The 26,792-nt window shown below is 63.9% G+C and carries 28 protein-coding genes; 19 read left to right on the forward strand and 9 right to left on the reverse strand.

All coding sequences use genetic code 11. The features are described from left to right. The first annotated feature begins 1 nt into the window (after position 1). The gene (locus QD280_RS10800) at positions 2-127 is read left to right on the forward strand and encodes a hypothetical protein (protein ID WP_264158082.1); all 126 of its coding nucleotides are present in this window, start codon (positions 2-4) and stop codon (positions 125-127) included. Positions 128-161: 34 nt separating this feature from the next. On the opposite strand, the gene QD280_RS10805 is transcribed toward QD280_RS10800, so the two are convergent. Then, positions 162-992 carry a hypothetical protein gene (locus QD280_RS10805; protein ID WP_279839212.1) on the reverse strand — a complete coding sequence of 277 codons (831 nt, stop codon included), beginning with the start codon at positions 990-992 and terminating at the stop codon, positions 162-164. A gap of 221 nt (positions 993-1,213) precedes the next feature. Between QD280_RS10805 and QD280_RS10810 the strand changes: the two genes are divergently transcribed. Together QD280_RS10810 and coq7 are read left to right on the forward strand one after the other, a co-directional pair. Continuing rightward, complete coding sequence (locus tag QD280_RS10810) at positions 1,214-1,555, forward strand: histidine triad nucleotide-binding protein (protein WP_043334727.1); 342 nt, start codon at positions 1,214-1,216, stop codon at positions 1,553-1,555. Between the two features lie 260 nt (positions 1,556-1,815). Then, on the forward strand, positions 1,816-2,463 hold the full coding sequence (gene coq7, locus QD280_RS10815; RefSeq protein WP_043334772.1) for a 2-polyprenyl-3-methyl-6-methoxy-1,4-benzoquinone monooxygenase: 648 nt from the start codon (positions 1,816-1,818) through the stop codon (positions 2,461-2,463). Positions 2,464-2,629: 166 nt separating this feature from the next. Here the strand turns inward: coq7 and QD280_RS10820 are convergent, their stop codons facing one another. Together QD280_RS10820 and QD280_RS10825 are read right to left on the reverse strand one after the other, a co-directional pair. After that, on the reverse strand, positions 2,630-2,983 hold the full coding sequence (locus QD280_RS10820; protein ID WP_052384715.1) for a hypothetical protein: 354 nt from the start codon (positions 2,981-2,983) through the stop codon (positions 2,630-2,632). Positions 2,984-3,319: 336 nt separating this feature from the next. Beyond that, entirely contained in the window at positions 3,320-4,156 is an 837-nt protein-coding gene (locus QD280_RS10825; protein ID WP_279839216.1) for a hypothetical protein, read from the reverse strand. 258 nt (positions 4,157-4,414) lie between these two features. Between QD280_RS10825 and QD280_RS10830 the strand changes: the two genes are divergently transcribed. The 6 genes from QD280_RS10830 to QD280_RS10855 all read left to right on the forward strand — a co-directional run bounded on the left by QD280_RS10830 (position 4,415) and on the right by QD280_RS10855 (position 9,206). Further along, positions 4,415-4,924, forward strand: coding sequence for a hypothetical protein (locus tag QD280_RS10830; RefSeq protein ID WP_064503321.1), 510 nt, complete (start codon positions 4,415-4,417; stop codon positions 4,922-4,924). Between the two features lie 152 nt (positions 4,925-5,076). Continuing rightward, positions 5,077-5,775, forward strand: a complete 699-nt coding sequence (locus tag QD280_RS10835) for a response regulator transcription factor (protein ID WP_043334723.1) — start codon at positions 5,077-5,079, stop codon at positions 5,773-5,775. Beyond that, a complete protein-coding gene (locus tag QD280_RS10840) occupies positions 5,772-7,136 on the forward strand; it encodes a HAMP domain-containing sensor histidine kinase (RefSeq protein WP_131431216.1) in 1,365 nt (454 codons plus the stop codon). Before QD280_RS10835 ends, QD280_RS10840 begins: the two co-directional genes overlap by 4 nt. Positions 7,137-7,477: 341 nt before the next feature. Beyond that, entirely contained in the window at positions 7,478-8,143 is a 666-nt protein-coding gene (locus QD280_RS10845) for an ankyrin repeat domain-containing protein (protein ID WP_052384714.1), read from the forward strand. A 26-nt stretch (positions 8,144-8,169) separates the two neighbouring features. After that, positions 8,170-8,667 (forward strand): hypothetical protein, encoded by a 498-nt coding sequence (locus tag QD280_RS10850; protein WP_192838632.1) that lies wholly within the window; start codon positions 8,170-8,172, stop codon positions 8,665-8,667. Beyond that, positions 8,664-9,206 (forward strand): retropepsin-like aspartic protease, encoded by a 543-nt coding sequence (locus QD280_RS10855; protein WP_279839217.1) that lies wholly within the window; start codon positions 8,664-8,666, stop codon positions 9,204-9,206. Before QD280_RS10850 ends, QD280_RS10855 begins: the two co-directional genes overlap by 4 nt. A 149-nt stretch (positions 9,207-9,355) precedes the next feature. Here QD280_RS10855 and gnd read toward each other — a convergent pair whose 3' ends face one another. The 3 genes from gnd to QD280_RS10870 all read right to left on the reverse strand — a co-directional run bounded on the left by gnd (position 9,356) and on the right by QD280_RS10870 (position 14,939). Continuing rightward, a complete protein-coding gene (gene gnd / locus QD280_RS10860; protein ID WP_043334711.1) occupies positions 9,356-10,339 on the reverse strand; it encodes a phosphogluconate dehydrogenase (NAD(+)-dependent, decarboxylating) in 984 nt (327 codons plus the stop codon). A 168-nt stretch (positions 10,340-10,507) separates the two neighbouring features. Then, a complete protein-coding gene (locus QD280_RS10865; RefSeq protein WP_043334709.1) occupies positions 10,508-11,761 on the reverse strand; it encodes a ribonucleotide-diphosphate reductase subunit beta in 1,254 nt (417 codons plus the stop codon). A 277-nt stretch (positions 11,762-12,038) separates the two neighbouring features. Next, positions 12,039-14,939, reverse strand: coding sequence for a ribonucleoside-diphosphate reductase subunit alpha (locus tag QD280_RS10870; protein ID WP_054555290.1), 2,901 nt, complete (start codon positions 14,937-14,939; stop codon positions 12,039-12,041). A 599-nt stretch (positions 14,940-15,538) separates the two neighbouring features. On the opposite strand from QD280_RS10870, the gene QD280_RS10875 reads away from it, so the two are divergent. The 4 genes from QD280_RS10875 (at position 15,539) to QD280_RS10890 (ending at position 18,809) form a co-directional block, all read left to right on the forward strand. Beyond that, on the forward strand, positions 15,539-16,249 hold the full coding sequence (locus QD280_RS10875) for a response regulator (RefSeq protein ID WP_043334706.1): 711 nt from the start codon (positions 15,539-15,541) through the stop codon (positions 16,247-16,249). A gap of 3 nt (positions 16,250-16,252) precedes the next feature. Further along, a complete protein-coding gene (locus tag QD280_RS10880) occupies positions 16,253-17,914 on the forward strand; it encodes an ATP-binding protein (RefSeq protein WP_279839218.1) in 1,662 nt (553 codons plus the stop codon). 24 nt (positions 17,915-17,938) lie between these two features. Then, the gene (locus QD280_RS10885) at positions 17,939-18,388 is read left to right on the forward strand and encodes a lipocalin-like domain-containing protein (RefSeq protein ID WP_054555292.1); all 450 of its coding nucleotides are present in this window, start codon (positions 17,939-17,941) and stop codon (positions 18,386-18,388) included. Positions 18,389-18,602: 214 nt separating this feature from the next. Further along, positions 18,603-18,809 (forward strand): cold-shock protein, encoded by a 207-nt coding sequence (locus QD280_RS10890; RefSeq protein WP_043333698.1) that lies wholly within the window; start codon positions 18,603-18,605, stop codon positions 18,807-18,809. A 238-nt stretch (positions 18,810-19,047) separates the two neighbouring features. On the opposite strand, the gene QD280_RS10895 is transcribed toward QD280_RS10890, so the two are convergent. Continuing rightward, positions 19,048-19,959, reverse strand: coding sequence for a LysR family transcriptional regulator (locus QD280_RS10895; RefSeq protein ID WP_054555293.1), 912 nt, complete (start codon positions 19,957-19,959; stop codon positions 19,048-19,050). 649 nt (positions 19,960-20,608) lie between these two features. Here QD280_RS10895 and QD280_RS10900 point away from each other — a divergent pair. Together QD280_RS10900 and QD280_RS10905 are read left to right on the forward strand one after the other, a co-directional pair. Then, positions 20,609-21,583, forward strand: a complete 975-nt coding sequence (locus QD280_RS10900) for an MliC family protein (RefSeq protein ID WP_279839219.1) — start codon at positions 20,609-20,611, stop codon at positions 21,581-21,583. A gap of 153 nt (positions 21,584-21,736) precedes the next feature. Next, entirely contained in the window at positions 21,737-22,366 is a 630-nt protein-coding gene (locus QD280_RS10905) for an NAD(P)H-dependent oxidoreductase (protein ID WP_279839220.1), read from the forward strand. A 109-nt stretch (positions 22,367-22,475) separates the two neighbouring features. On the opposite strand, the gene QD280_RS10910 is transcribed toward QD280_RS10905, so the two are convergent. Together QD280_RS10910 and QD280_RS10915 are read right to left on the reverse strand one after the other, a co-directional pair. Continuing rightward, positions 22,476-23,102, reverse strand: coding sequence for a YigZ family protein (locus QD280_RS10910; protein WP_043333702.1), 627 nt, complete (start codon positions 23,100-23,102; stop codon positions 22,476-22,478). A gap of 26 nt (positions 23,103-23,128) precedes the next feature. Next, positions 23,129-23,605, reverse strand: a complete 477-nt coding sequence (locus QD280_RS10915) for a LexA family transcriptional regulator (RefSeq protein WP_043333703.1) — start codon at positions 23,603-23,605, stop codon at positions 23,129-23,131. 475 nt (positions 23,606-24,080) lie between these two features. On the opposite strand from QD280_RS10915, the gene ccmA reads away from it, so the two are divergent. The 4 genes from ccmA to ccmD all read left to right on the forward strand — a co-directional run bounded on the left by ccmA (position 24,081) and on the right by ccmD (position 26,751). Then, positions 24,081-24,836: a cytochrome c biogenesis heme-transporting ATPase CcmA gene (gene ccmA / locus QD280_RS10920; RefSeq protein ID WP_279839221.1), complete on the forward strand. Its 756-nt coding sequence runs from the start codon at positions 24,081-24,083 to the stop codon at positions 24,834-24,836. Continuing rightward, positions 24,833-25,555, forward strand: a complete 723-nt coding sequence (gene ccmB, locus QD280_RS10925; protein ID WP_279839223.1) for a heme exporter protein CcmB — start codon at positions 24,833-24,835, stop codon at positions 25,553-25,555. Before ccmA ends, ccmB begins: the two co-directional genes overlap by 4 nt. A 165-nt stretch (positions 25,556-25,720) precedes the next feature. Further along, on the forward strand, positions 25,721-26,488 hold the full coding sequence (locus QD280_RS10930) for a heme ABC transporter permease (protein ID WP_213113760.1): 768 nt from the start codon (positions 25,721-25,723) through the stop codon (positions 26,486-26,488). Beyond that, on the forward strand, positions 26,485-26,751 hold the full coding sequence (gene ccmD, locus QD280_RS10935) for a heme exporter protein CcmD (RefSeq protein ID WP_217485884.1): 267 nt from the start codon (positions 26,485-26,487) through the stop codon (positions 26,749-26,751). Before QD280_RS10930 ends, ccmD begins: the two co-directional genes overlap by 4 nt. The last annotated feature ends 41 nt before the right edge of the window (positions 26,752-26,792 follow it).

Raw genomic sequence — 26,792 nt, forward strand, 5'->3', positions numbered from 1 at the left:
AATGCCTGCCCCAGTCCTGGGCCTGGCCCTGGTCGGCCCATGCTGGCGGCGCGCTGATGGCGCTGCCATCGAGCTGATCATCACGTCGCTGGTCAAGGGCCTGCTGGCGCAGCGGCGGTTTCGCTAGCGGGAGACATGAAGGGGGCTGGGCTCGGACTGGCTCAGTGCTTGCGGCCCTTGAGGCGTGGCAGGATGCCTTTCTTCCAGACGCGCAGGGTGCGATTCAGGCGGCCACTGCGGATCAGCAGGCGCGCCTCGCGGGTGCTCAGCGGCAGGCCGAGAGTGCGTTGCTTGAGCTTCAGCGAGTGACGCAGGTCGAAGCGGCGCATCATGCGCGCGAGGGTGGCTGTGCCCGGCAGGCGCGGCAGGCGGACGGCAGAGGTGAAGTCGATCAGGACCGGCACGCCATCGCGCAGCACGACGTTGGAGCCACGGATGTCGTTGTGGGCCATCTGACGCTGATGGAGTTGCTGCACGACGAGAATCAGCTGCTGACTGAGGTGGGCGTCCGTCACGTCATTCAGGGCGGCGTCACTCAGCAACGGCCCTGGGATGTATTCCATCGCCAGCGACAGCGGTGACAGGCGCGCCACGGCGCGGGGGGCGTGTGTCCAGTCGCCCAGAAGCTCGAGCATCTTCAGCTCATGGCGTACCAGCCAACGTGCCACCAATGCCGCCGGCGTGCCGGCATAGCGGCGGTAATCCTTGCAGACCACCGGCTGGCCATTGAGGTGCGTGATATAGACCTCGGCCTTGAGAAAGCCCTTGGCACGCTGCAGGAACTCGCCCGGGGCCTGCTCGCCGTCAACACGCGTGACCCTGGGCGCGGCACGCAGTGCCGCCCGCGCCTTCTCGGCGCGCGTAGGCTCAGTGCGATCATCGGCGGGGGCGCCGACAGTGGCCGGTCGTGTCTCGCCGTGAGCGCCAAGGCCGGCCTCCAGTTCGTGGTTGGCCTTGCGCAGGGAGGAATCTTGGCGAGTGAACACGGGCATGACGGGCGGCTTCTTGTTAGCGGGGTAACAATGATTATCCTACTGTTTTCCTCATTCGCCCACTGGCAGCGGTGAATCAGTCTGTTTCCCTAAAGGCGACATTGCCCTGTCCGCCAGCCGGTCCGCGTTTTCCTGCGTCTGCCCTTGGCCTGTTGCCCGGCTGGCGCTACGCTGGCAGGCCACGCTGCCGTGGGCAGCCCCACTTCAAGGGAGAAGGTGTCATGGACTGTCTGTTCTGCAAGATCATCAACCGCGAGATTCCCGCCGATATCGTCTATGAGGATGATGAGGTGCTGGCCTTCAATGACATCAATCCGCAGGCGCCGACCCATGTGTTGATCATCCCCAAGCAGCACATCGCCACGCTCAACGATATCGAGGAGCATCAGCTGGCTACGGTAGGGCGCCTGCAGTACACCGCCGCCAGACTGGCGAAGGACTACGGTTTTGCCGAGGGCGGTTATCGCGTGGTGATGAACTGCAATGAAGATGGCGGCCAGACGGTCTATCATATTCATATGCACCTGATGGGTGGTCGCCGCTTCACATGGCCGGCTGGCTGAGCCGGCATAGAGCAGGCGCCTGTACCGGCGGTTCGCGGGCAGGTAGCGGCTAGCGATAACAAGCGCGCGGCACACAGGCGCATACCGGCAATGTCGTGAAAACGGCATTGCCGGTTTTTCATTGGGGAAGCCACGGCGCAAGGTAGCCGGTCAGGCCTCGCCCGGCGACACTCTGCCCCTTACCGTCGCGGGCTGGCTTGCGTAAGATGGCCTCATTGCTCACGCCGTGCAGGAGTCTTCCCATGCCGCATTCCGATGCCATTTCGGCGCAACGTCATCACAGCCGTGCCGATCAGTTGATCCATCAGTTCGACACCGTATTGCGTACCCTGGTGCCACATGCCGCCCAGCCGTCGCGTCCCTCTCCGGCGGGCGACATCCATGACGAAGCGATCAGCGACGAAGAGCGTCAGCACGCCGCTGGCCTGATGCGCATCAATCACACCGGCGAGGTGTGTGCCCAGGCGCTCTATCAGGGTCAGGGCTTCACGGCGCGTCTGCCCGAAACGCGCACGCAGATGGAGCTGGCCGCCCAGGAAGAGATCGACCACCTGGCCTGGTGCGATGCACGACTCGTCGAGCTGGATGCCAATACCAGCCTGCTCAACCCGCTGTTCTACATGACGAGCTTCGCGCTCGGGGCGGCGGCGGGTGCCATCAACGACAAGGTCAGCCTCGGGTTCGTGGCCGCGACCGAAGAACTGGTCGGCGAGCACCTGTCGAAGCACCAGCAGACGCTGCCCGAGGGCGATCAGCGCTCACGTGCCGTGTTGCGCCAGATGGAAATCGACGAAGCCCATCATGAGCAGTGGGCGCTGGAAGCCGGTGGTCATCGCTTCCCGGGGCCGCTGAAGAGCGCCATGCGCCTGATGTCCAAGGTGATGACGGCCAGCGTCTATCGGGTGTGATGGTCAGGCGCCGGAGCCTGCCTTGGCAGCTTCAGGACGCTGCAACGCACAAAGGCCGCCCCATGGGGCGGCCTTTGTGTTTTGGGCGAACGTCGTGATGATCAATACGAGACGATCATTGCGAATCGGCCAATGTGAGACGCTCAGCGGTCTCTGGCGTCAGGGCTTATTCCTTGACCTGGTACTCACCGTCCAGCGTCTCGGTGCTGCTGCCGTCTTCACGCGTGGCATCACGCGAGTAGTTCTGGCGGCCACTGGCCTTGTCCTGGGCCTCCTGCATGCGCTGCTGCATCTCGCTCATGCGCTTTTTCATGCGACGGCGGATGAAGGGCAGCATGATGATGCCGAGTACCATCATCACCAGCGCCGCGAACAGGCTGAAGATCATGACCACGCCACCGATCAGCCAGGCGGCGACCAGCTTGAGGCCGGACAGGCCATTGGAGGGGCGTTGGTTGCCTGCATTGGCCTGCCATTGGCGAGCCTGGTTCCACAGAGTGTTGTGCTGTTGGCCTTGCATGTGTCTTCTCCACGATAGAGCCGGGCCGTCAGGCCGGGCGAGGATGACCCGATAGGTGAAAGTGGGTGGTCGGGGATATCGGGTCAGGAAACAGGGGTATTGCCCTCCCGGCGCAACGGGCATTCGTGCTCTGGGCCGGGGGATGGGTAAGTGGGGCTCGATGCGACGCACTTTTGCATGAGGCGCTTGATGGCATCGGGCGGCCGATTGACTCGTTCAGCATCGAAGTTGGCATCGTTGCCGTCAAGCGGCTTCGGCGTTGATCCAGCGCTGGATGTCGGGTTCAGTCCCTGAACCACTTCAAGGCACGGCGGCTGGTCAAGCGGGTCGATCAGTTCACGGCCGGTAATCCGGATTCATGGATACGCTGGCGGCGAGGTTGAAAGCGTTGCCCGGCAGCGGCATGTTCAATGTCATCCGTTGCGGCCTGCCTTGCGCATCGCGCCCGTGAATCTGGATGGCGTGCGCAGCGACTTCGACGCTCTGTACACTCTTGATGCCGTCGACAGCGGCAAAATTCAAGGTCTGGCGCATGCTGTCGCCATCGATGGCCTTGTCGCCGGGCGCGGAATCACTCTGACGCAGCGCTTCGCTGATGAATTCTCCATCGGCGAGATTGATGGCCAGTTCCATCTGCCACCCATTATGCCCCCAGCCCGTGAACTGAACATGATCGTCGCGGATATCCATCGTACTGAATTCCATCATGCCCTTGCGACTGGCGTGGATCATCATCTGCGTGAGCAGCTCTGGCGCGAGCCCTTGAGTAGTCGCGGCCTCAGAGTTATCTGTCGCAGGCTTTCCGGCTGTGCGGGTGGCAGCCGTGTCCAGCGTGCTATCCCCAGCATCATCGCCGAGCGTGGCGTGCGCCTTGCCGTCATCTGAGTGCTCGCTGGTCGAGGGCCCATTTGCAGAGAGCCCTGCGGTCGAGAGTTCTGCCGCCGACAGCTGATGGCGCACCGGCAGGTCCTCGATGCCATTGGCATAGGCGGGAGCCGAGCCCAGCATCAGGCCGAGCGCGCTGACGCCCAGGCCGTGTCGCCAGTGCTGGACTGCGCGGCTGGCGAGCCAGAAGCGCGACGGGGCGGCGCCTGCGGCCGAGGACGGCGACTGCCGGGATGCGGAGTCTGATTCACGAGCGGGAGCAATACGGGACGCGGCTGATGGGGACATGACACCCTCCTCAAGGATGGCTGGGCATGGCACTCACTGTGGGCCAGGCGACCTTGCGCGACGCTGAGACGTGAATTCATCTGAGGTTCATTGCCTCCTGTCAGTCTCTGCATCACAGGGTCAGTGGTTGCTCTCGGGTTGGTCCGCGTTGTTCCAACGCAGGTTTGATTGCACATTCCGTTGCTAGATTGAGCGCCATGCGCAAGCGCCCACCCCCGGCGCACACCAGCCCCGCCGTCATTCACGAGGTTCCTCTTCATGCAGACTCCCCACAAGGCTCAGCCAGACGCCCGTGCAGCGCGTGGCAGTCAATGGCGGCAACGCTATGTCTGGCTGTGCCTCGGGCTCGGGAGCCTGCTGGTCGGAGCACTGGCACTGCCGCCGCATGCGCTGTGTGACAGCGAGCGCTGGCGCAGCCTGCACGACGAAGTCGCCGCCGGACGTGTCATTTCGTTGTCCGAGCTGCTCGATAGCCTCGAGCGCGACTGGCTGGGGCAGGTGGTCGAGGTGGAACTCGAAGAGACGCATGGCGAGCTGATCTATGAGGTCGAGATGCTCGGGCCGCAGGGCCAGATGGCCAGATTCACCGTGCGTGCCTCGGATGGCAGCCTGCGTGAGGTGCGCGGCGTCAATCTGGATGCCATGCGTCGCGCTGGCAGCGGTTCCTTGTCTGAGCCTCTGACCAAGCCCCTGACCAGGCCCTTGCCCGAGACGGACGATGCGCCGCTCGTGACTGACGGCGCCAATGCCGAGGTCGAGAGTCAGTAGGACGAGGCAGGCAGTGGCCAGGCCAGGCAGTGCCAGCGCAGGCTGTGACAAGGGCGCCGAGGGTGCCTGGCGGCCCTGAGGAACGGTATGCTAGTGCCATTGTCCATTGCGCCACCGGTAGAACGCCGCTTGCGTCAGGAGCTCGAGAATCGATGAAGATATTGCTGGTTGAAGATGACATGCCGTTGGCCGAAGCGCTGATGGCGCGCCTGGGGGAAGCCGATGTATTGGTCGAGCATGCCACCACCGGGGGAGACGCCGACTTTTTGATCCAGACCGAGAGCTACGATGCCGTAGTGCTGGATCTCGGCCTGCCGGACGGCGATGGCACGCGCTGGCTGGCCCAGTGGCGGGAAGCCGGCATCGAGGTGCCGGTGCTGGTGCTGACCGCGCGCGAGCGCTGGTCTGACAAGGCCGCCGGCTTCTCTGCTGGCGCCGATGATTACGTCACCAAGCCCTTCGAGACCGCCGAGGTCATCTTCCGTCTGCGCGCCCTGGTACGTCGCTCACGCGGCCATGCCCACCCCGTGCTCAAGCTGGGCGATCTGGCCTGTGACACCCACGGCGGTACCGTCAGCCTGGCGGGGCGCCCCGTGTCGCTGACCGCCCAGGAAACGCGCCTGCTGATGCACCTGATGCACGCCGTGCCTGGCGTGGTCAGCCGTTCTGAACTGGTCGAGCATGTCTATGACCGCGACCACGAACCCGATTCCAATGTCATCGATGTGCAGATCAGCCGTCTGCGCCGCAAGCTGGGGGCCGAGCGCATCGAGACGCTGCGCGGGCGTGGCTATCGTCTGCGTGATCCGGACGCCGAGACACAGACGCCGGCGGATGGCAGCGACGCATGAAGCCACTGTCCGTCGGCCGCCGCTTGCTGGGCGGCTCGCTGGTCATTGCCTTGATCGTCATGCCTCTGACTGGACTCGGTCTGGCCTGGAGCTTCCGTGACGCCGTGACTACCGCCTTCGACCAGCGCCTGCTGTCGCTGTCGAAGGTGCTGATCGCCGCCATCCAGTTCGACCGCGAGAAGGGCCGCCCCGGCCTGACCCGCTCGCTGGGCGACCCACGCTTCGATCAGGCCTATTCGGGCTGGTACTGGCAGATTTCCGATCGCAACGGCAATGTGCTGACGTCGCGCTCGCTGTGGGACCAACGCCTGCCGCCGCTGGAAGACATGGACAAGGGCGTCATCATCAGCCGTGACCTCAAGGGCCCGCGCCATCAGGTGCTGCGCTCCCTCGAGCGCGATATCCGCCTGCCCGGCCGCAACCAGCCACTGCACGTGATGGTGGCGGCCAGCCGTAGCGAGGTCGACGCCGAGGTCGCGCGCTTCGAGTGGCTGCTGGCGGGTGCGCTGGTCGCGCTGGCATCGCTTTTGGTGTGCGGCTCTGCCGCGCAGATCAGCTGGGGGCTGGCGCCTCTGCGGCGCCTGCGGGCTCGCCTCAAGAAGGTCGCCGATGGCGAGGCGGAACGGCTGGAAGAGACCCGCCTGCCGCCGGAGTTGACCGAGCTGACCCGCGCCATCAATGCCGTGCTCGAGCGAGATCAGCGCTTGATCGAGCGTGGGCGTGCGGCGGCCGGCAATCTGGCGCATGCCCTCAAGACGCCGGTCAGCGTGCTCAAGGCGCAGTCCGAGCGCTTCGACGGCGAGGACCGTGCGCGGATCGACGCCGAGCTCAAGCGCATCGATGAAGCCGTGCGCCACCACCTGGCGCGTGCCAGTGCCGCCGGTGGCGCGCATCTCAGCGGGCGCATCAGCCTGCGTGAGGCGGCGGGGCCGGTCTTCGAGGGACTCGGGCGCTTGGCGAGCCGGCGTGGCATCACGCTCAGTCTGGCGCTGGAGGACGACGCCAGCGTGCGGGTCGACCCGCAGGATCTGCAGGAAATGGTCGGCAACCTGCTCGAGAACGCCTTGCAGTGGGCTCGTCAGCAGGTGCGCGTCAGCAGCGAGACCCGCGATGGCGGCGTGCTGTTGATCATCGAGGATGATGGCCCCGGCATGAATGAAGAAGAGGGTGCTGCCGCGCTGGGGCGTGGGGCGCGTCTTGATGAGGGACGCTCCGGTTCCGGTCTGGGACTGGCGATCGTCGATGATCTGATGGCGCTCTACGGGGGCGAGCTGGCACTGGAGCGCTCCAGCCTGGGCGGCCTGGCGGCACGCGTCTGGCTGCCGAGCTCCCCGCTGGTCGGGGCACAGCCGACGGAGTGACAGGGCGCCGCTTCGTTTATCGGCGGTCTTGTCTTGATAGCTAAGCGCTATCACAGCCATCCCGAGAGATGATTGGGCGCGGCCAGGACGACACCGTATTCTGACGGTGTCCGGCTGGCAGCCGGACGGGCTTCGTTTCTGAGTCTCGTCTGCCGCGCCCTGCGGTGATGACGAACTGGCGCTCCTTCGGGAGCGCTTTTTTTTGCCTGTCATTCGTCGCGCCATGCCTGATCGGCGATGCTCAAGGCGCCGATTGAACGCTGGCGGGGCTAACGGTCACGCTCAGGATCGCATAGGCTGTCAGAGAGTAAGCATCCGTTGCCGGGCGTCAGGAGGTGGTGATGAAGGACATGACAATGTGTGCTCAGCATGGCGATCTGGAGGGCCTGGCGCAGGCATTGGCCGCTCCCGATGCGCACGAGCGAGTCAATGACGTGGATTATCGCGGGCGCTCGCCATTGCTGGTCGCGGTGCAGGCCAATCAGCCGGAGGCGGTGGAGGCTCTGCTGGCCGCCGGCGCCGACTGCGAGCAGACCGATGCCCTGCACGACACGCCCCTGCTGGCCGCGGCCGCGCTCGGCTATGGCCGCTGTCTGAGCCGGCTGCTGGCGCATGGCGCCTCGGCGACGGTGCTCAATCGCTTCTCTTCCACTGCGCTGATGTCGGCCAGTGAGCGTGGTCATGCCGATATCTGCCGTCAGCTGCTCGAGGAGACCGATGTCGACGTCAATCACCAGAATACGCTCGGCTGGACGGCACTGATCGAGGCCGTGTTGCTGGGGGATGGCGGCGTTGACTATCAACGGGTCGTCGAGCAGCTGTTGGCCCACGGTGCCGACGTCAATCTGGCGGACGCCGAAGGTGTCACGCCGCTGGCGCATGCGCGCTGGCGCCAGTTCGAGGCGCTGAGCGAGAGGCTGGAAGCGGCCGGCGGACACGAGCAGGGCGTGGCCCATGACGTGAGCGACGACGTCCAGGCCCGTACCTCGACACCGCGTCGTGCATGATGGCACCGACCACAAGGAGGCATCGCATGGCGTTGACCTGGGGACTGATCATCATCGGCATCGCCTTGCTGCTGCTCGGTGGCTATCGCTGGCAGCAGGCGCAGTCCTTCGCCCGCAACAGCGCACAGGTGATGGGCGAGGTCATCAACCACGACCGCACGCTGCACGTCGAAGGGCGTGGCCCTATCCATCTGCCCAAGGGCGGCAGGCTCAGCGAGGATGAGGCCCTGGCGATGGCGGGCCTGCCGCCGGGCGGGCGCTTCAATATCGAGTCGATCCAGTATGCGCCCGTGGTGCGCTATCAGGATCAGCGTGATGGCTGGCACGAGATTATCTCGCCGCTGGCGGTGCCCTCGCCGACACCCGCCGTGGGGGAGAGCGTGGCGCTGGTCTATCGCCTCGACGCCCCGCATGAGGCCAGCCTGCCGGGAACGCGCGCCTGGCTGATCGGGGTGCCGTTGATTCTCGGCTTCGCACTGTGCGCCGTCGGCCTGCGTCTGCTGTTGCGGGGTGGTGGTGGATGAGTGATTCAGGGGGCGGCGCGACCCGCCGTTATGGTGTCGGCATGCTGGTGCTGTGCTGGGCGCTGATTCTCGCCATGCTGGTGTGGTGGTTTCAGGGCCAGCTTGATGAGCGCACCCGGCCCAATGCCTCGCTGGCTGGCCAGTCGCTGTCATCTGGCGAGCCACTGACGCTGTCGCGCAATCGCTCCGGGCACTTCGTGGCCCCCGGCACGATCAATGATCAGCCGGTCACCTTCCTGCTCGATACCGGCGCCACCTATGTCTCGGTGTCCGACGCGCTGGCCGAGCGCCTGCAGCTGCCACGCGGGCGGGATGCGCGCTTCACCACCGCCAATGGCGTCAGCCACGGCGCCCTGACCACACTGGATGCCGTCAGTCTGGCGGGACTCAGCCAGCGCGAGGTGCGCGGGGCCATCGTGCCGGGCATGCACGATGAGGTGGTGCTGCTGGGTATGAGTTTCCTGGGGGAGTTCGATATCAACATGCGCGGTCAGCAGATGACGCTGACGCCGGTGGATGGCGCTGGCGGCGTTCGATAACGCCAGTGGCTGACACAGATGGCTGACAGGGCTGGCAAAAAGGGCAGCTGACACTCCACCGCTCTGCCAGCAGGCCCCGCAAACGACAACGCCCCGCTCATGATCACCATGAGCGGGGCGTTTCACGTCTGGCGTGTCAGAGCAGGCGCTCAGTCTTTCCTGGGCGGCTCGACATGGCCACCGAAGCCGAAGCGCATCGCCGACAGCAGGCGGTTGGCGTAGGTGTTTTCCTTGCGCGAGCTGAAGCGCGAGAACAGCGCATTGGCCAGCACCGGCACCGCGACACCCTGTTCGACGGCGGCATCGACGGTCCAGCGGCCTTCGCCACTGTCGGAGACGGCACCGCTGTAGTGGTCCAGACGCTCGTCACCGGCCAGTGCCTGGGCGGTCAGGTCGAGCAGCCAGGAAGACACCACGCTGCCACGACGCCACACCTCGGCGATATCGGCCAGATTGAGGTCGAAGCGCTGATCTTCCGGCAGGGCGTCGGAGCCCTTGCTCTGCATCAGCTCGAAGCCCTCGGCGTAGGCCTGCATCAGGCCGTACTCGATGCCGTTGTGGACCATCTTCACGTAGTGACCGGCACCGACCGGACCGGCGTGGATGTAGCCGCGCTCGGCGCGCTCATCCGGGGCGTTGCGGCCCTTGGTGCGCTCGAGATCGCCATAGCCCGGGGCGAGGGTATCGAACAGCGGCTCGAGATGCTCGAACACGGCCTTCTCGGCGCCGATCATCATGCAGTAGCCGCGCTCCAGGCCCCACACGCCGCCGGAAGTGCCCACATCGACGTAGTTCAGGCCCTTCAGCTTGAGGGCCGTGGCACGGCGGATGTCGTCCTTGTAGAAGGTGTTGCCGCCATCGATGATGGTGTCGCCGGCTTCCATCAGCTCGGCAAGCGTGGCGATGGTCTGCTCGGTGATCTCGCCAGCCGGCAGCATGACCCAGACGGCGCGCGGCGCCTCGAGCTGCTGAACCAGTTCCACGAGGCTATCGACGTGCGTCGCACCGTCGGCGACCAGTGACTGGGCGATTGCCGCGTCACGATCATGGGCGACCACTTCGTGGCCATTGCGCATCAAGCGACGAGCGATATTGCCGCCCATGCGGCCGAGTCCGATGATACCGAGTTGCATGTTCGTTCCTTTCACGTGAAGCCGGGGAGAGTCGGGACGGCGCGAAGCCTACCCTGTGCGGGCGCTGGACGCAAAAACGGGCCATATCAATGACATGGCCCGTTGGGGTGCTCAGCAGAGGCAGGCGTCAGTCGCGTGCCTGTCTCTGGGAGAGGGAGTGATCAGCGATCAATCCCAGCTCAGGGCACCGCCGACCTGATATTCAGTGACGCGCGTCTCGAAGAAGTTCTTCTCCTTGCGCAGGTCGATGATCTCGGACATCCACGGGAACGGGTTCTTGGCGCCCGGGAACTGCTCCTTGAGGCCCAGCTGCGCGAGGCGACGGTTGCAGATGAAGTGGAGGTATTCCTCCATGATGGCCGCGTTCATGCCCAGTACGCCGCGCGGCATGGTGTCACGCGCGTATTCGATCTCGAGCTGGGTGCCTTCCAGAATCATCTGGGTGACTTCGTCCTGGAATTCGGCGGTCCACAGGTGCGGGTTCTCGACCTTGATCTGGTTGATCACGTCGATGCCGAAGTTCAGGTGCATGGACTCGTCACGCAGGATGTACTGGAACTGCTCGGCGACGCCAGTCATCTTGTTGCGACGACCCATGGACAGGATCTGGGAGAAGCCGCAGTAGAAGAAGATGCCTTCGGTGACGGCGTAGAAGCCGATCAGGTTGCGCAGGAATTCCTGGTCCGCTTCCGGTGTGCCGGTGTGGAAGTCGGCACGCGCCAGCGCCTGGGTGTGCTTGAGGCTCCAGGCGGACTTGCGCGCCACGGAGTCCACTTCACGGTACATGTTGAAGACTTCGCCTTCGTCCATGCCCAGTGACTCGATGCAGTACTGGTAGGCGTGGGTGTGGATCGCCTCTTCGAAGGCCTGACGCAGCAGGTACTGGCGGCACTCCGGGTTGGTGATGTTCTTGTAGACGGCCAGCACCAGGTTGTTGGCGACCAGCGAGTCGGCAGTGGAGAAGTAACCCAGCGAGCGCATCACGATCAGACGCTCGTCTTCGGTCAGGCCGTCCTGGCTCTTCCACAACGCGATGTCCGCGTTCATGTTCACTTCCTGCGGCATCCAGTGGTTCGCGGAGCCGTCGAGGTACTTCTGCCATGCCCAGTCGTACTTGAAGGGCACCAGCTGGTTGACGTCGGCGCGCGCATTGATCATGCGCTTCTCGTCGACCTGAATGCGCTGGGCACCCATTTCCAGTTCTTCCAGACCCTTGGCCACGTCGAGATCGTCCAGCGCCTGCTGGGCGCGGGCGATGCGCTCGGCATCGCTGATCGCGTAGCCTTCGCTGTTCTCGCTCGCGACGACAGCGTCAGCCGCCGGGGCAGCGGCGGGAGCTTCGGCCTGCGGCGCCGGTTTGGCCGTCGCCGGCTTCTCGGCAGCGGGGGCTTCGTCTTCGTGGAAATCGTCCCAGTTCAGCATGTTGCGTTCCTCGTGTTCGGTGATGGTCACGCGGGCAGTCAGCGTGACGAAAAGGCAGGGGCGGTGCGTTCTACGACGCGAGCGCCATCGAGTGGCGTGGCTCCCACAGGGAGTCAGGCCCGGGCTTGTTTCGAGGGAATGTCAGGAGGCAGTGATTGTTGGTGGCGGCACAAGACCGAGCGGGGCTCGGTCTTGTGGATTTGCCGCAATCCGCCTGCAAGGTGTGTCCTGGCAGGCGGTGAGTCAGCGTCAGCGGACTCGGGTCTGGCGCAATCTCTTACTGACAGGCCTCACAGCCCAACTCATCGATGTTGCTGGCGGAGGGGGCGCGCTGGCCGCTCTTGCCCTGCAGGAAGTCTTCGATGCCGCGCGGTTCCGGCTTGGCTTCCGGTGCCGGGGTAGGCGCGGGAGCAGGTGCCGGAGTCGGTGCATTGCCGACGGCGTTGTGCTTGCTGCGATCGACGGTGGATTTCTCCACGGCGGTCGCACCCAGAGCACGGAGGTAATAGGTGGTCTTGAGGCCGCGGAACCATGCCATGCGGTAGGTCACGTCCAGCTTCTTGCCGGACACGCCCTGGATGTACAGGTTCAGGGACTGGGCCTGATCGATCCACTTCTGACGACGCGAGGCGGCTTCGACGATCCACTTCGGCTCGACTTCGAAGGCGTTGGCGTACAGCGCCTTGAGGTCTTCCGGGATGCGCTCGATCGGCTGCACGCTGCCGTCGTAGTACTTGAGGTCGTTGATCATGACCTCGTCCCACAGGCCGCGCGCCTTGAGGTCGTTGACCATGTAGGCGTTGACCACGGTGAACTCGCCAGACAGGTTCGATTTGACGAACAGGTTCTGGTAGGTCGGTTCGATGGACTGCGAGACGCCACAGATGTTGGAGATCGTCGCGGTCGGCGCGATCGCCATCACGTTGGAGTTGCGCATGCCCTGGGTGCGGACCTTCTCGCGGATGTAGTCCCAGTCCTGAGTCTGGCTTTCATCCATCTCGATGTAGTCGGCGCCACGCTCGGTCTTGAGCTTCTCGATGGAATCGATCGGCAGGATGCCCTGACTCCACAGAGAGCCGTCGAAGCTTTCGTAACGACCACGCTCGGCGGCCAGATCACTGGAAGCTTCGATGGCGTGATAGCTGACGAGTTCCATGGATTCGTCGGCGAAGGTCACGGCTTCTTCGGAGGCATAGGCGATGGACTGCGCGTAGAGCGCATCCTGGAAGCCCATGATACCGAGGCCGACCGGGCGGTGACGCATGTTGGAGCGACGCGCCTGCGGAACGGCGTAGTAGTTGATGTCGATGACGTTATCGAGCATGCGCACGGCGGTACGCACTGACTTCTTGAGCTTGTCGCCATCCAGCTTGCCGTCGATGACGTGCTGCGCCAGGTTGATCGAGCCCAGGTTGCAGACCGCGATCTCGTCCTCGGAGGTGTTGAGGGTGATCTCGGTGCACAGGTTGGACGAGTGCACGACACCGGCGTGCTGCTGCGGGCTGCGCAGGTTGCACGGGTCCTTGAAGGTGATCCACGGGTGGCCGGTCTCGAACAGCATGGATAGCATCTTGCGCCACAGATCACGCGCCTTGACGCGCTTGAACAGCTTCAGCTGGCCCTGACGGGTCATCTCCTCGTACTGCTCGTAACGCGCCTGGAAGGCCGCGCCGTACAGGTCGTGGAGGTCCGGGCAGTCGGACGGCGAGAACAGGGTCCATTCGGTGTCATCGAAGACACGCTTCATGAAGAGATCCGGCACCCAGTTGGCGGTGTTCATGTCGTGGGTACGACGACGGTCATCACCGGTGTTCTTGCGCAGGTCGAGGAATTCCTCGACGTCCATGTGCCAGGTTTCCAGATAGGCACAGACGGCGCCCTTGCGCTTGCCACCCTGGTTGACGGCAACGGCAGTGTCGTTGACGACCTTCAGGAAGGGCACGACGCCCTGGGACTTGCCGTTTGTGCCCTTGATGTAGGAGCCCAGCGCACGTACCGGCGTCCAGTCATTGCCGAGACCACCCGCCCACTTGGAGAGCATGGCGTTGTCGCGGATGGCGCCGTAGATGCCATCGAGGGCGTCCGGCACGGTGGTCAGGTAGCAGCTGGACAGCTGGCTGCGACGGGTACCGGCGTTGAACAGCGTCGGCGTGGAAGCCATGTAGTCGAAGCTGGACAGCAGCTCGTAGAACTCGATGGCACGACCTTCGCGGTCTTCCTCGTTCAGGGACAGGCCCATGGCGACACGCATGAACATGACCTGCGGCAGCTCATAGCGCACGTCGTTCTGGTGCAGGAAGTAGCGGTCGTACAGGGTCTGCAGGCCGAGATAGGTGAACTGGTTGTCACGCGTGTGATCGATGGCCGCGCCGAGACGCTCCAGATCGAAGGTGGCCAGTTGCTCGTCCAGCTGCTCGAAGGCGATACCGCTCTCGATGTAGGCCTTGAAGGCGACCGGGTAGTGGTCCTTCATCTCGCCGAAGGTGGCCTCGTCAGCGACCTTGAGGAAGCTCAGGGCTTCGCGGCGCAGGTTGTCCTGCAGCAGGCGGGCGGTGACGTAGGTGTAGTTCGGGTCCTTCTCGACCAGCGTACGCGCGGTCATCATCAGCGCGGTGGACACGCCATCGACCGGCACGCCGTCGTACAGATTCTTCAGGGAGTCATCGACGATCTTCTGGGCATCGACGTTGGAAAGCTCGGCGCAGGCATCGAAGACGAGGGTCTCGATACGGCCAAGATCCAGCGGACGCACGCTGCCGTCGAGGTGCGTGACGTTGATGGTCGGGTGCGGCTTGGCGATCCCTTCGCTCTGGGCGCTGCGGGCACGAGCGTGCTCATCGCGGTACAGCACATAGGCACGGGCGACCTTGTGCTCGCCGGAACGCATCAGCGCCAGCTCGACTTGATCCTGGATATCTTCGATGTGCAGGGTGCCACCGTCAGGCATGCGACGCTGGAATGCGTCGGTGATCTGGCTGGTCAGCTGCTGAACCAGGTCGCGGATGCGCGAGCTGGACTCGACCTGATCGCCTTCCACGGCGATGAACGCCTTGGAGAGAGCGACGGAGATCTTGCTGGCGTCGAAGGCCGCAACATCGCCATTGCGCTTGATGACGCGCAGGCGCTGGGGGGCAGTCACGTCGACTGTCGCCTGATCGGTGCTGAAAGTGGAATCCATGACGCCTTCCTGAATCGTCTGAAGGTGAATCGTTGCCCGTTAGGGCTCGAGGGCAATTCGTATCGGGGCGCAGGCTGGAAATTCCTGCCTGCGCCCGGGGATATTCTGTCGTCGTCAGCCTTGTCGTCGGGAAACGCTATCAGGCTCAGGCGGGGCAATCGGCGCCCGGGCTGAGCCTGATAGCGTTCATGAGACACGGTTCCAGCAGCCTTGCGTGACTGCCTTCCCATACGCTGATTCATGCTTTCGGGGCTTGACAATCGTCGCCATGATCTATGGGTGTCGACGTCGCCAAAACCCTACATATGGGGTGTGAGCTGATTTTGGACACAAGATAGTGTTGTTTGGTGGGGCGTGCAAGTGGATAACTTGTGGGTAAGGTGTGGTTGAAAATCCGGCCTTGCCGCTGGGGGATGTCAAGAGTTCAGGTGTTAAATTTTCTGCGCTCCGTCAATGCAGATGGTGCCTGCGCTGCTGGCGCGTAAACGCCCAAATTGGCGTATCATTCGTGACAAATCACCCTGAAAAGGTTACGACGTGGCACAGGAAAGTAACTGCTTGTGAGCTGCTGGCCACGTTGACCCAACGATGCGGATGGAATGCCCTTGGATACCAATGCGCAAGAACATGTATTGATTGTTGAGGATGACGAGCGTCTGGCGACACTGACGCGCGAATACCTCGAAGCCAACAACTTCCGCGTGAGCGTGGAGAATGACGGCGCGCGGGCGGTGGACCTGATCATCAGTCTGCGCCCCGACATCGTGATTCTGGACCTGATGCTGCCGGGCGAGGATGGCCTGTCCATCTGTCGTCGCGTGCGGCCTCAGTTCGCCGGACCGATCCTGATGCTGACGGCGCGTACCGATGACATGGATCAGGTGCTGGGTCTGGAGATGGGCGCCGACGACTACGTGCCCAAGCCGGTGCAGCCGCGTGTATTGCTGGCACGCATGCGGGCCTTGCTGCGTCGCGCCGATGGCCCCGAAGTGGCCGCCGGAGAGACACGCCTGGTGTTCAATGATCTCGAGATCGACAACGCCACTCGTGAGGCGTGGTTGGCGCGCGAGCGCATCGAACTGACCAGTGCAGAGTTCGACCTGCTGTGGCTGCTGTCCTCGAATGCAGGGCGCGTGCTGACGCGCGAGGAAATCTTCTCTGCGCTGCGCGGCATCAAGTACGACGGCCAGGACCGCTCCATCGACGTGCGTGTCTCGCGCATCCGCCCCAAGATTGGCGATGACCCCAATCATCCCGAGCGGATCAAGACGGTGCGCAGCAAGGGATACCTGTTCGTCAAGGACCTCTAGACGATGCGCCGGGCTCTCTCCGACAGCATCTTCCTGCGTGTCTATGTCGCCTTGCTGGTGGCATTGGTGCTCACGCTGGGCATCGCGCTGGGCGGCTTTCAGCTGACCAACATGGTCCGGCTGGAGGCCTACCAGACGCGTCTGGGCGCGGCGCCGATGCGCCTGCTGGTGAGCCAGATCGCGGCCACGTCGGAGGCTGAGCGCGGAGCCTTCCTCAATCGGACCGCCCGGCTGCTGGATGGGCGGTTGTTGCTGGCGCCGGCGGCGGTCTTTGACCTCAGCTGGTGGGAGCAGCGCCGCCTTGAGGCCGGGCGGCCGCTGGTGCGGCCGCATGATGACGCCGGCTGGCAGCTGCTGATGGCGGTGCCGGGCGAAGAGAGAGTGCTGGAATTCCGGTTGCTGCATCTCGCGGAGCGGCAGTTGCGCGGGTTGATGGTGTCGCTGCATGACACCCTGCAGCCCATGAATGCCGAGCAACGCAGCGACTTGCTGGCCCAGCTGCAGCAGGCCTCCGGTCTGTCCTTCGCGCTGCTGCCGGACATTCCGCAGAATCTCGATGCGCAGCAGGCCAGTCGCCTGGAGGCCGGTCGGGTGGTGCTCAATGTGGCCAGTCATGGCCAGGCGATGGCGCTCTATACTCGTCTGGGGGACCGCGCCATGCTCAAGGTCGGGCCCATCCGCGGCTTCGAGACGACACCGCCGGCCTTGATCATCGCCATGATACTGGCGGTCATCAGTCTGCTGGGCGGCGTCATCTATCTGGTGGTGCGTTCACTGGAGGCGCGCCTGACGCGTCTGGAAAAGGCCGCGACCCGCATCGCGGGCGGCTATCTCGATACGCGGGTGCGCATCGAGTCCAATGACTTTCTCGGGCGTCTCGGCATGGCCTTCAATGGTATGGCCGAGCGGGTGCAGGGGTTGCTGGGCGCGCAGCAGGACATGATTCGGGCGGTCTCGCATGAATTGCGCACGCCGGTGGCGCGTATCCGCTTCGCGCTGCAGATGATCGAGGACATGGTCGATGATGATTTCGTCCAGCGTCAGATAAAGGGCGCAGACGGCGACATCGAGGAACTCGACAAGCTGATCGACGAGATCCTGACCTACGCACGCCTCAACAATGCCGCCGGTATCCAGCTGGACCTCGGCATGGTGGATTGCCGCGAGATCGCGGAGCAGGTCTGCGAGACGCTGGCGCCGCTGCATCCTGAGTTGCTGCTGAGCATCGAAGGCGAGGCGCTGGAGGTCGAGGCCGAGGCACGCTATCTGCAGCGGGCGCTGCAGAATCTGGTCTCCAATGCCTGCCGGCACGCGGACTCCCGTGTACTGGTGCGCATTACCAGCGACCCGCAGGTGGTCAGGCTCGATGTCGAGGACGATGGCCCCGGCATCAACGAGGAAGATCGCAAGAAGGTCTTCAAGCCCTTCGCGCGCCTGGACGATTCGCGTACGCGTGCCTCCGGCGGCTACGGGCTGGGGCTCTCCATCGTGCAGAAGATCCTGCATTCCCACGGCGGCAGCGTGGTGGTGGACAAGGGCAGGTCGCTCAAGGGCGCGCGCTTCAGCCTGTTGCTGCCACTGACCTCCAGCCAGCTGGAACGCAAGGCGCCTGTGCCCTTGCCGCCGGTCAAGCCGCCGTCACTCCAGGACGAGCACGCCACCTGATCACGACCGTTTGAGGAATCGGCCATGCGGCAATCTTCCTTGTCACTGCATCCTGACTTGATCGGCGCGTGGCGGCTCGAGCGTTTCTGGTATGCCTGGCCGGATGGACGCGAGCTGGAGCCGCTGGGCGAGTGCAAGGGCCAGCTGCATTACATGGCCAATGGCTATATGAGCGTGCAGCTGGTGTCCTGTGAGCGTCAGCCTCTGGGGATGGCGCCGACGGATGATCAGCTGGTCGCCGCCTTTCGTGAGGGCTTTGCCTACTGTGGGCGCTGGCAGTGGGACAGTGAGCGGGAGGAGGTCTGCCATCATCTGTCGCTGGCCACGATCGCCGATTGGGATGAAGTCACCCTTGTGCGGCGCGTCACGCTCGAGGGAGACCGCCTGCTGCTGGGGACCGATGCGCCGAATCTGCAGCTGCCCGAAGGGGGATTTCTGACCTGGCTGGAGTGGCATCGCTTGGCGACTGTGTGAAGTGATTGTCGAAAAGGCTTGACGTGATCATGGGTTAGCGTGCAATGTAGCCCCTGTTGGATAGCAAGACGCACCACTCAGTCGCCTGTGCTGCTCGGTAAATCGCCTTGAGCGCCCCGAGAAGCCTCGCTGATTTGATGCATGGTTTTGCTTTGCCCACGCTCTTCGGGTAATGCCCGTTATTTCAAACATGCTAATCAGAGAGGAATTTCTCATGGCTACAGGTACAGTTAAGTGGTTCAACGACGCTAAAGGTTTTGGTTTCATCGCTCCGGCTGACGGTGGTGACGATCTGTTCGTTCACTTCTCCGAAGTCCAGGCTGATGGCTTCAAGACCCTGCAGGACGGCCAGCAGGTCTCCTTCGACGTGACCCAGGGCCAGAAAGGCCTGCAGGCAGCCAACGTCAAGGCTATCGACTGATCATCACTCATTGCGGAATGCTTTCCGCTTGAGATGATAGATGTCAAGAACCGCCCCAGCTCATGCTGGGGCGGTTCTGTTTGTGCTGAAGAAAAAGTCTTGGACGCAAGCCGTAGTGATATGGTGTGAACAAGCATTGAACAGTACTAACAAGAAGCCCCACCACTCGATAGGCCGCAAGGCATCGAGTAGTGGGGCTTTCGTGTATCTATCCCTCGTAAGCACTGAGGCCCAGGTATCAGGCAGGCTTCACGCCACTCAGCACCTCGAATGATGTCTCACGGGCGGTACGCAGGAAGTCGTCCATCCACGGCGTGCCGAGCAGATCTTCTCTGACGGCGGCGTAAAGCGTCGCCCAGACACCGTCGCCCAGCGACAGGCCACGCACGTAATCGCGCGTCAGATACTCGGCCAGCGCCCAGTTGGGGAGCGCCGTGACGCCGCGGCCGCTGGCGACCAGCTGCATCATCATCACCGTCATCTCCGCGCTGCGGATCTCGCGCGGGCTCACGTTGGCCGGTTCGAGGAACTGGGTGAAGACGTCCAGGCGATCATGCTCGACCGGATAGATGATCAAGGTCTCGTCGCACAGGTCCTGCGGCTCCACATGGCCCTTGATGGCCAGTGCATGCTGGCGTGCCACGGCCAGCATGACCTCATAGCGGAACAGCGGAATGTACTGGATGCCGGTCATCTCCACCGGGTTGGCGGTGATGACCAGGTCCAGCTGCTCGCGGCCCAATGCCTGCAGGGGAGCGAAGCTGTGGCCCGAGGGGATATCGACTTCGATCTCCGGCCAGTGATCGCGGAAGCGATCCACCGTCGGCATCAGCCACTGAAAACAGCTATGGCACTCGATGGCCATGTGCAGCCGGCCCTGCTCGCTACCCGCCATGCGAGCAATGTCGCGCTCAGCCATGCGGAACTGAGGCAGTACCTGCTCTGCCAGCGACAACAGGCGCTGTCCGGCGCGGGTAAACTCCACGGGGCGCGTCTTGCGGATGAACAGCGGCGCGCCCAGGCGCTCCTCGAGGTCCTTCAGCTGATGGGACAGGGCGGACTGGGTGAGGTGGACACGCTCCGCGGCTTCGACCAGCGAGCCAGCATCACGCAGGGCCAGCAGGGTACGCAGATGGCGCAATTCAAGCATGATGAATGGTGCTCATGTTGAGAGGTTGAGTGAGAAAGGTGCATTGTGAACGGCAAGTTGAGACAGGCCAGTTGAGACAGGCAAGCCGAGAACGATAAGCCGAGAACGATAAGCCGAGAACGATAAGTTGAAATCCCTGGCACAAGCCGCGAGCGGGTCAATCACTCCCGCGAGACTGAATCAGTGGGGGAGTGGCAGCGGGATCTTCTCCCCGCCTGCTTGCCATCATGACGCGCGGCTGCCCGAGGGCGCTCATGACACTGTCTCATATTCATGGCGGTTCGCGTATCACTCGGGGCGCCGGAACACGAAGGGCGCCGGAGTCAGCCGTGCAGAGGGTGTCATGCAAGGCCGGCAGGGCACGCGCCTTTTACCCTCAGTGCATTCCCATCCCCACAAGCCTCACTGCGCTTGATAGACTTTGGCAGGGCGCGCCAGGAAGGCCGCCGTCTCCGCCTTGAAGTCCAGCCATGCCGCAGTGTCTCGTCGCGAAAGTGCTGCGCTGCATCTTGTCGTCCGACATGCCCAGGGAGGGTTCATCATGTCACGTCATTGCTGTCGTCTTTTTGCCATTTCCCGTGCGTTGCCCCATAGGTGGGCCGCGAGCCTCACGCCAGGGATAGTCGCTGCCGGTCGAGCGGGCTTGCGCATGTCGCCTCTGGCGGTGCCCCTGCTGCTGGCGGGATGTACCTCCCTGCCGTGGAGTCAGGATGCCACGACAGGGACGGATGCTGGCCAGCCGCCGCTGAAGGTGCCGGCCCCCGCGCAGGACCCGGGCCCCGTGGTGCATGAGGTGGCGAAGAAGCCTGCGCCGCCCAGTGCGGAATCGCTGGGCAAGGCCGCTGCGGTGACCTTGCCCTCCAGCTTTCTGCCACCGCCCCGGGCGAACGAGTATCAGGTGTGGCGCTGTACTCCGGCGCAGGATCTGCTGATGGCCTTCAGCGAAGGCGACGCCGAGGCATCGCATGACTGGTTGCGGCTGTGGTCACGGCGGCATGCCTATACCCTGGAGCGGGTCGTCAGTGCCTCGGGCGAGCGCTATCAGGCCAATACCGGTGCATCGCCGGCCGAGCAGGCATCTGGTGATGTGAAGGCGTTGCCCGGTGAAGAGGGGCTGGAGGTGTGGTTCAAGGGTTCCGAGGCGATGTTGCAGAATGCCCGCGGCAATCTGGAATGTGTGCAGGATGATCGGCGCGTGATTCATCCGACGACGCAGAAGCCGCTGTTGGTGGCGCAGGGCAATGAGCCCGGCTGGCAGGTCAGTCTCGACAGCGAGCACAACCTGCTGACGCTGACGGCCATGCAGGGCTTGCTCGACTCGCCGCACAAGGCGCAGGCATCCGAGCGCTCTGCAGAAACGGAGGCTGGTGCTCGCTCGTCAGGTGTCCAGGTGGTGAAGCTGCCTTATCGGGTCGCCCATGAGGCAAACGATAGCCGTGTGCTCAAGGCGCAACTCCCGGCTGACGGCAAGCAGGGCGAGCCATTGCAGCTGGTGGTCGCGCCGGGCGCCTGCTTCGATTCCATGCAGGGCGCGCCCTATCCACTGACGGCGACCTTGACGATTGCAGGGCAGAAATTGAAGGGCTGTGGCGAGGCGTTCCGTTATCAGTCGGCAGTCGAATAAGGGTGATGACTGACTAATTGTTCGCTTTTTTCGAATGATATGGGCGATTTAAGTCGCTTTTCGTGTGGAATGGTTCATTTATCATGCTGTGCATGCGGATCGGGTCGAACACCGTCGACAGGATCGCGCCTCACTTTCATGGAGACCCTCCACATGTCAAAAGCTTCGCTCAATGTCCTGCTGGTGTCTGCTTCCCTGTTCGCCGACAAGGGCAATTCACGTGCGCTGGCCGCATCCTTCGTCAGTGCGCTCGAGTCCTCCGGGCAGCCATTTCAGCTGACGCATCATGATCTGGTCGAGCGTGACCTGCCGCATCTCGATGGCGCGGAAATGCAGGCCTGGATGACGCCGGCGGATGAGCGTAGCGCCGAGCAACGCAAGCTCGCCGCACTTTCCGATGGTTTTCTGGCCGAGCTGAGAGCGGCAGACCTGCTGGTCGTTGCGGCACCGCTCTACAATCTGGGCCTGCCGACGCAGATGAAGGCGTGGTTCGACCGGGTGCTGCGCGCCGGCGAGACCTTCCGCTATACCGAGAAAGGGCCGGTGGGCCTGCTGGAAGGCAAGCAGGCGCTGGTACTGGCGGCGCGTGGCGGCATGTACGCGGGCACTGAAATGGATTCCCAGACACCACATCTGAAATCCATGCTCGGGCTGATGGGCATCACGGATCAGCACTTCGTGTATGCCGAAGGCCTCAGCATGGGCGATGAGCCCAGGGCCGCCTCGCTGGCCGAGGCCAAGGCTGCCATCGCCAATCAGGTGGAAGCCCTGCAGTTCAGCTGAGAAAAGTGAAAACACGAACGCCATCGCCGCCCTGACAAGGGCGGCGATGGCGTTCGTGTTTGTGCACAGCCAAAGAGAATCGCTGGCGCCGGTCAGTCGCTGGTGCAGATCAGTCGCGGGAGTCGAGCACTTCCAGCGCTCCCTTGAGGCGCGCATGCAGTTCTTCCAGCGGCGGCTGGGCGCCGCCTTGCGGCCAGCCCGCCGTCAACACCACGCCATCGGCACCATAGTCGCTGGCATCCACCGGCACATCGTAGCCGCTCAACCAGTGGCGAACATCGGCTTCATGGGCGAAGCCGACCTTCAGGCGCCTGGGCGTGCGCGGCGTGAAGGTCGTGGTGGGCAGGTGCTCGAGCGCCTCGAGCACCGCGCGGCTGTATGCGCGCGCCAGGCCGCCGGTGCCCAGCTTGATGCCGCCGAAGTAGCGGATCACCACGCAGGCCACCTGGCCGACGCCACTGCCTTCGAGCACCTGATACATCGGCCTGCCAGCAGTGCCGCCCGGCTCGCCATCATCGGAGAAGCCGATGGCATTCTGCTCATTGGGTGCCCCGGCGATGAACGCCGTGCAGTGATGGCGTGCGTTGGGGTGGGCGAGATGCGCCTGAGCCAGCAGCCGCGTCATGCCTTCTGGCGTCGGGGCATGGGCCAGCCAGGCGATGAAGCGGCTCTTCTCGATCTCGATGCTGTGTTCATGATGCGCCTCGGGCGCCAGTGCCGGTATCAGATAGGTCATGGCACCATCTTACCAAAGCGTCGCCCTCAGTGAGTGACGGCATTGCCGCGCACCACGCCCATCACCATGCCCAGCACTTCGATATCGGCATTCTTGAGATAGATGGGGGCCATGCTGTCGTTGGCCGGTTGCAGGCGCACGCCGGTCTTCTCGATATACAGCTTCTTCAGCGTCACTTCCTGCTGGTTGATCATCACCACGGCGGTCTCGCCATTCTCGGCGCTTTCGCTGCGTTCGATGATGATGATGTCGCCATCATGGATATTGCAGTTGATCATCGAATGGCCGCGCACGCGCAGGGCGTAGGTATTGCGGCGCACCATGCGCGTCGGCACGGCAACAGTACCGCAGTCGGCGATGGCTTCGATGGGCATGCCGGCCGTGATGTTGCCGAGCAGCGGGATATCCATCATGTCGCTGGCGGTGATTTCCTGCCAGGCCTGGTCATTGAGCGGCAGGTTGTGAAGACGCTGAAGGTAGTGCGGAGCGTGAAGACGTGACATGAGCTATCCCCTGATGCCGTGCGGTCGGCGCGGATGGTGCGTCGGCCTGCGGTGCAGCGTGGAGGGTCGTCAGGCTGAGTTCATCTGTCGCCTGCTAGGCTCCGCGAACATGCTGACAACGCGTTGAGCCGACCCGATCAGTCTGTGCCTGCACTCGGCAGGCGTGTGATGAAGGTACTGTATGGATACTGTTTTTGTATACAGTGCCTGCATCATAGCAAGCTCTCGCGAAGTGGCAAGAGGTGAGCGGATCGACCAGCGCCAATCCAGCGAAAGTGTGTCGTATGAATGTGCACCACATGTCGCTGATTTATTTCTCGAGTGCTTGACTGCCCGTCATGGCGGGGCTGCGAGGCCAGGTGATCGGCTGCTCGGTGGTCAGTGTCGACCTCAGCTCGTAGAATGGCTCGCAGTGACCCCGCAGGGTCTGCCCTTCATGTCGCACTCCGCGACGGCTCAGCCGCGAGAATCCGGGATGCCCAGCCTGCCTGCCAGCGATGAAGTCTGTAGCGCGCCGCCTCTGTTGGCGGTCGTGGCGCTCGGCTGTGAGCGTGATGAGCGCTGGCTGTTCGAGGGGCTGGATCTTTCGCTGCATGCGGGAGAGATCCTGCAGGTCGAGGGCCCCAATGGCAGTGGCAAGACGACCCTGCTCAAGATTCTGTCCGGTCAGTTCCATGACTACGAGGGCGAGGTGCTGTGGCGCGGCCAGCCCACCTCGCGGGTGCGTGACGACTTTCTGGGCTCACTGCTCTATCTGGGTCACCAGCCCGGCATCAAGGGCACCCTGACCGCATTGGAAAACCTTGCCTGGTATCAGGCGCTTGGCGGTCAGCCGCAGGCAAAGTCAGAGGCCCGCAGCGAGCTCGCCTGGGCGGCGCTGGACGCCGTGGGGCTGGCCGGTTTCGAGGATGTGCCTGCACAGCAGCTGTCCGCCGGTCAGCAGCGACGTATCGCGCTGGCGCGGCTGCATCTGACGCCACGCCGGCTGTGGGTGCTCGATGAGCCCTTCACCGCCATCGATCGCGACGGCGTTCAGGCGCTGGAGGCACTGCTGCTGGCTCACGCCCAGCGTGGGGGCAGCGTGGTGATGACGACTCATCATCGCTTCTCACAGGCCTCGCGCTTGCGCCGCCTGTGCTTGGGCGCGAAGGAAGGGGAGAAGGCCGAACAGGGTTCAGAGCAGGGCGTGGGCGGGAAAGACACAGCCTCGATACAAGGCGCCTCGGCATGAACCATGAGCTGCTGACGGCATTGCCCGAGGCCCCGCCCCCCAGTTCGCTGGCCGGGGCTTTCAAGGCGACCCTCGCGCGCGACCTGCGTCAGGCGCTGCGCCGACGCAGTGAGCTGATCAATCCTCTGGTGTTCTTCGCCCTGGTGATCACGCTGTTTCCGCTGGGCATCTCCCCGGACAAGGCGCTGCTGGCGACGCTGGCGCCGGGCCTGCTGTGGGTGGCGGCATTGCTGGCGACGCTGCTGTCACTGGATGGTCTGTTCCGGCAGGATCTGGAGGACGGCAGTCTCGAGCAACTGCTGCTGACGCCGCAGCCATTGCCGTTGCTGGTGCTGGCCAAGGTAGCGGGCCACTGGCTGCTGACCGGCCTGCCGCTGGCGCTGATGGCGCCCTTGCTGGGCGTGATGCTGGGGCTGCCGAGCGGCGCCTTTGGTGTGTTGATCGCCTCGCTGGCGCTGGGCAGCATGATTCTGTCATTGATCGGCGCGATCGGTGCGGCGCTCACGGTGGGGCTGCGGCGTGGCGGGGTGCTGCTCTCGCTGATCATCCTGCCGCTGTACATTCCGGTGCTGATCTTCGGTGCCGGCGCCGTACAGAGCGCCGTCAATGGCATGCCCAGCCTGGCCCATCTGGCCATTCTGGGCGCGATGCTGGCGCTGGCCTTGCTGCTGGCGCCGCTTGCCATCGCCGCCGGACTCAGGCTGAGCATCAATGGCTAGCCCGATCAAGAACTGCATGACGCTGCCCGAGCATTCTCGGGCTTTCGCAAGGCTCTTCATTGCCCCTGACAAGAGGCCCGTGTGACCGCCGACTCCGACTCTCCTCAAGCGCCTGCCCGCAAGGTTCGCCCCCGCAAGGGCGGGCTATGGCCGTGGTTGCATCGCATGGGCGCACCGGCGACCTTCTTCGCGGCCAGCCAGCGCTGGCTGCCGTGGCTCTGGGCCCTGGCCATCATCGCGCTGGTGGCCGGCAGTGTATGGGGGCTGGCCTTCGCGCCCGCCGACTACCAGCAGGGCAACAGCTTCCGCATCATCTATGTGCATGTGCCGGCGGCGATTCTCGCCCAGTCGTGCTTCATGCTGCTGGCGGTGTGCGCGCTTCTCTTCCTGGTGTGGAAGATCAAGCTGGCGGACATGGTCGCCACGGCCGCCGCGCCCGTCGGTGCCCTGATGACGGCGCTGGCACTGTTTTCCGGTTCGGTGTGGGGCATCCCCACCTGGGGCACCTGGTGGATCTGGGATGCCCGGCTGACCTCGATGCTGATCCAGCTGTTCCTGTACCTGGGCGTGATCGTGCTGCGTGGCTCCTTCGCCAGCCGTGACAGCGGTTCGCGTGCGGCCTCGATCCTGGCGCTGGTCGGCATGGTCAATATCCCGATCATCAAGTATTCGGTGGACTGGTGGAGCACACTGCATCAACCGGCCACCTTCACGCTCAGCGAAGCGCCGCCGATGCCGGCCAGCATGTGGATTCCCTTGCTGATGATGGTGATCGGCTTCTACGCCCTGTTCGGCGCGCTGGTGCTGATGCGCACGCGGGTCGAGGTGCTGAGGCGCGAGAGTCGCAAGCAGTGGGTGCGTGATCTGCTGAGTCCGTCTTCGCGTGCGCGCCCCGATGCTGCGGTGGTCGCGGTAGAAGGGGACAAGCCATGAACCTGCCGGGCATCGCCTTCTCGAGTGTCAGCGAGTTCTTCGCCATGGGCGGCCATGCACTGTATGTGTGGTCGGCCTGGGGGCTGACGGCGGCGTGTCTGGTGGGGCTGGTGATCGCCACGCGGCTGTCGCGTCGCGCGCTGGAGGCGGATATCCGTCGCCGCCTGCGCCGTGACGCTTCTCGTCATTCTTCGCACCCTGCTTCACACCGCGCTTCGCATCGTTCGTCACATCAGGCTTCGCGCCACAGCTCTCGTGATTGAACCTGTTTTCTGCCTCCCGCGGCGGTTGTCCCGCCGGCCGC

Source organism: Cobetia sp. 1AS1, from assembly GCF_029846435.1.
Taxonomy (GTDB): Bacteria; Pseudomonadota; Gammaproteobacteria; order Pseudomonadales; family Halomonadaceae; genus Cobetia; species Cobetia amphilecti.

Coding starts and splice junctions, on each gene's coding strand:
- QD280_RS10865 (WP_043334709.1), bottom strand. CDS start 11,761: ATGCTGAACTGGGACGATTTCCACGAAGACGAAGCCCCCGCTGCCGAG.
- QD280_RS10875 (WP_043334706.1), top strand. CDS start 15,539: ATGCCCTTGGATACCAATGCGCAAGAACATGTATTGATTGTTGAGGAT.
- QD280_RS10885 (WP_054555292.1), top strand. CDS start 17,939: ATGCGGCAATCTTCCTTGTCACTGCATCCTGACTTGATCGGCGCGTGG.
- QD280_RS10820 (WP_052384715.1), bottom strand. CDS start 2,983: ATGCAAGGCCAACAGCACAACACTCTGTGGAACCAGGCTCGCCAATGG.
- QD280_RS10825 (WP_279839216.1), bottom strand. CDS start 4,156: ATGTCCCCATCAGCCGCGTCCCGTATTGCTCCCGCTCGTGAATCAGAC.
- QD280_RS10905 (WP_279839220.1), top strand. CDS start 21,737: ATGTCAAAAGCTTCGCTCAATGTCCTGCTGGTGTCTGCTTCCCTGTTC.
- QD280_RS10840 (WP_131431216.1), top strand. CDS start 5,772: ATGAAGCCACTGTCCGTCGGCCGCCGCTTGCTGGGCGGCTCGCTGGTC.
- QD280_RS10835 (WP_043334723.1), top strand. CDS start 5,077: ATGAAGATATTGCTGGTTGAAGATGACATGCCGTTGGCCGAAGCGCTG.
- QD280_RS10845 (WP_052384714.1), top strand. CDS start 7,478: ATGAAGGACATGACAATGTGTGCTCAGCATGGCGATCTGGAGGGCCTG.
- QD280_RS10930 (WP_213113760.1), top strand. CDS start 25,721: ATGGGCGCACCGGCGACCTTCTTCGCGGCCAGCCAGCGCTGGCTGCCG.
- QD280_RS10805 (WP_279839212.1), bottom strand. CDS start 992: ATGCCCGTGTTCACTCGCCAAGATTCCTCCCTGCGCAAGGCCAACCAC.
- QD280_RS10915 (WP_043333703.1), bottom strand. CDS start 23,605: ATGTCACGTCTTCACGCTCCGCACTACCTTCAGCGTCTTCACAACCTG.
- ccmA (WP_279839221.1), top strand. CDS start 24,081: ATGCCCAGCCTGCCTGCCAGCGATGAAGTCTGTAGCGCGCCGCCTCTG.
- QD280_RS10895 (WP_054555293.1), bottom strand. CDS start 19,959: ATGCTTGAATTGCGCCATCTGCGTACCCTGCTGGCCCTGCGTGATGCT.
- ccmD (WP_217485884.1), top strand. CDS start 26,485: ATGAACCTGCCGGGCATCGCCTTCTCGAGTGTCAGCGAGTTCTTCGCC.
- QD280_RS10855 (WP_279839217.1), top strand. CDS start 8,664: ATGAGTGATTCAGGGGGCGGCGCGACCCGCCGTTATGGTGTCGGCATG.
- QD280_RS10850 (WP_192838632.1), top strand. CDS start 8,170: ATGGCGTTGACCTGGGGACTGATCATCATCGGCATCGCCTTGCTGCTG.
- QD280_RS10810 (WP_043334727.1), top strand. CDS start 1,214: ATGGACTGTCTGTTCTGCAAGATCATCAACCGCGAGATTCCCGCCGAT.
- QD280_RS10890 (WP_043333698.1), top strand. CDS start 18,603: ATGGCTACAGGTACAGTTAAGTGGTTCAACGACGCTAAAGGTTTTGGT.
- QD280_RS10830 (WP_064503321.1), top strand. CDS start 4,415: ATGCAGACTCCCCACAAGGCTCAGCCAGACGCCCGTGCAGCGCGTGGC.
- gnd (WP_043334711.1), bottom strand. CDS start 10,339: ATGCAACTCGGTATCATCGGACTCGGCCGCATGGGCGGCAATATCGCT.
- QD280_RS10800 (WP_264158082.1), top strand. CDS start 2: ATGCCTGCCCCAGTCCTGGGCCTGGCCCTGGTCGGCCCATGCTGGCGG.
- ccmB (WP_279839223.1), top strand. CDS start 24,833: ATGAACCATGAGCTGCTGACGGCATTGCCCGAGGCCCCGCCCCCCAGT.
- QD280_RS10900 (WP_279839219.1), top strand. CDS start 20,609: ATGTCGCCTCTGGCGGTGCCCCTGCTGCTGGCGGGATGTACCTCCCTG.
- QD280_RS10870 (WP_054555290.1), bottom strand. CDS start 14,939: ATGGATTCCACTTTCAGCACCGATCAGGCGACAGTCGACGTGACTGCC.
- QD280_RS10880 (WP_279839218.1), top strand. CDS start 16,253: ATGCGCCGGGCTCTCTCCGACAGCATCTTCCTGCGTGTCTATGTCGCC.
- QD280_RS10910 (WP_043333702.1), bottom strand. CDS start 23,102: ATGACCTATCTGATACCGGCACTGGCGCCCGAGGCGCATCATGAACAC.